Raw genomic sequence first — 2,927 nt, forward strand, 5'->3', positions numbered from 1 at the left:
GGGGCGTGGGGGTTGATGTGGGGGCAGCATTTGGTGATTCGGGCGCATGCGATGGGGAATTTTCGGGAGTTGGCGCGGGCAAGGGCGCGGACCTGCCCGCCACGCTGGCGGAATTGCCCGGCGGCGGCGTCGGGGACCTGCCGTTGCTGCCGGTGGCGCGGTGGATGGTGGAGTGGGGCAGCGGATTCGACCGCTTCGACCAGCATGTGGCCTTGCGGTTGCCGCATGCCGTCGCGGCCTCGGAACTCGCTGCGGCGGTGAGCGCGGTCCTGGATCGACACGACATGCTGCGTTCGCGCCTGCGTGTCACCGAGACCGGGGAATGGGCGCTGGAAATCACTGAGCCAGGCACTGTGCGCGGTGCGGACGTGGTCACGCGGCGCGTGATCGACACCGCGACCGGCCGCTGGCCCGTCGCCGATATCGCTGCGGCGGAATTGAACTCGGCCCTCGACCGGCTGGACCCGCGCGGCGGGACCATGATCCGGTTCACCCTGCTCGAACCCGCCGACGGCACACCCGGCTGGCTGCTGATCGTCGCCCACCACCTGGTCATCGACGGTGTGTCGTGGCGGGTGCTGGTACCCGACCTGCTCGCGGCCCTCGAACAGGTCAGGCAGGGCGGTACCCCGGCCCTCGAACCCGGCGGCACCTCGATGCGGCGATGGGCGCACGGATTGGTCACCGCCGCACGCGAACCGGAGCGGATCGCGGAACTGGGCCTGTGGCAGTCCATGATCGCGGGCACCGACCCGCTGTGGGGCGGCCGCGACCTGGACCCCGCGATCGACACCGCCGCCACCCTCGAACAGGTGGGGGTGGAGTTGCCGGAAGCGGTGACCCGGGCCCTGCTCACCCGGTTACCGGCGGCCTTCCACGCGGGCGTGAACGACGGACTGCTCGCGGGATTGACCGTGGCGGTGCGGATCTGGCGCGCCCGGCGCGGACTCGACGACCCGAGCGTGCTGGTGCGCCTGGAAGGCCACGGCCGCGAGGAACAAGTGGTGCCGGGCGCGGACCTGTCGCGCACCGTGGGCTGGTTCACCTCGATGTTCCCGGTGCGCTTCGACCTCGGCGGTCACGATCTCGACGCGGTCGCGCGGGGCGAGCACGCGGTCGCGGACGCCGTGTTCGCGATCAAGGAAACGTTGCGGTCGATCCCGGACAAGGGCATCGGCTACGGACTGCTGCGCTACCTGAACGCCGAGACCGCCGCGGCCCTGCCGGATCGGATGCCGGGACGGATCGGCTTCAACTATCTCGGCCGCGTGGGCACCGAGGCCGCAGGCGGAATCGACGGCGGGCTGGGCGAATTGGCGGTGGCCGCCGATCCGGACGTGCCGGTCACGGTGGCCGTCGATGTGAGCGCGCTGGTCGTCGACGACCGGCTGCGCGCGACCCTCCGATTCCCGCGCACCCTGCTCGCCCGGACTGATGTCGAAGAGCTCGCGCAGCTCTGGACAGAGGCCCTGACCGCCCTCGTCGCGCACGTCGACACCGAAGGCGCGGGCGGGCACTCACCGTCCGACTTCGACCTGGTGGCGCTGCGGCAAGCCGATATCGCCGACCTCGAACGCGCGTACCCGGACCTGACCGACGTCTGGCCGGTGACCTCACTCCAGGCCGGGCTGCTGTTCCACGCCCGGCTGGCCGCGAGTAGCGCGAGCACGGATGTGTATGCCGCGCAGGTGATACTGCGACTGTCCGGCGAGCTGGACCCGGAACGGCTGCGGGCCGCGCTGGCCGCCGTGGCGGCGAACAACGACGGACTGCGGACCGCCTACCCCACCACGCGCGACGGGATCAGCCTGGCGGTCGTCCGCGAGCGCGTCGAAATACCCTGGCAGGTCATCGATCTGAGCGACCGTCCCGACGCCGAGGCGGAACTGGCGGAGCTGGCGGCCACGGAGAAGGCCCGCCGCTTCGACCTCGCGGCCGCGCCCCTGCTGCGCTGCACCCTCATCCGACTCGACGCCGACCGGTGGGCGGTGGTCCTCACCGATCACCACGTCATCCTCGACGGCTGGTCCTGGCCGCTGCTGGTCACCGAGCTGTTCACCCGCTACGCCACCGGCATGGACCCGGGCGTGGCGGGCGGCTCGTACCGGGACTTCCTGGCCTGGCTGGCCGCTCGGGACACGGTGGCCGCGCGCGCCGCCTGGTCGACCGCGCTCGCGGGGGCCGAACCCACCCTGCTCGCCCAACCGGCCGCCACCGCCGCCGTGACGGTGGCAGAACGGTCGCTGGTGATCGACGCCGCCGACACCCGGGAATTGGTGGCCGCCGCGGCCGCCGCCGGGGTGACGCTCAACACCGTTCTCCAGTCGGCGTGGGCGCTGCTGATGGCGCAGTCGACCGGCCACAGCGATATCGTCTTCGGCACCACCGTCTCCGGACGGCCCACCGAACTCGCCACGGCCGCACGCACTCTCGGGCTGTTCATCAACACCGTCCCCGCCCGGGTCCGGCTGGATCCCGCCGAGACCGTGTCCGCGCTGTGGACGCGACTGCACCTCGAACAGGCCGCCCTGCTCGACCACCACCACCTCGGACTGACCGAGATCCAGGAACTCACCGGAGGCGACGCCCTGTTCGACACCGCCATGGTGCTCGAGTCGTACCCGGTCGACGCGCGCGATCTGGCGCGGGTCACCGATACGGGCGGCCTCACGCTGACCGGGGCGAGCGGCGACGACTCCACCCACTACCCGCTGTCCTGCACCGTGATTCACCAGGACACCCTGCGCATCCGGTTGCAGTACCGGCCGGAGCTGCTCGCCGACGCCGCCGTCGCGGCGCTCGCCGAACGGCTGCCCGTCGTCCTGCGCGGGCTGGCCCGCGGGTGCGGCCTGCCGGTCCGCGAGGTCGCCGTGCTGTCGGCCGCCGAACGCACGGCGTTGCTGCGGGATTGGGGACGCAGCGTCTAC

At 72.0% G+C, this 2,927-nt stretch carries 1 protein-coding gene; it reads left to right on the plus strand.

Going from position 1 to position 2,927, the window contains the following annotated elements:
* Positions 1–17: 17 nt before the first annotated feature.
* Positions 18–2,927 (plus strand): condensation domain-containing protein (locus ACWELQ_RS42645; protein WP_452402670.1); only part of this gene is annotated, 2,910 nt, incomplete at its 3' end.

The sequence above is a fragment of the Nocardia sp. NPDC004722 genome, from assembly GCF_053601505.1.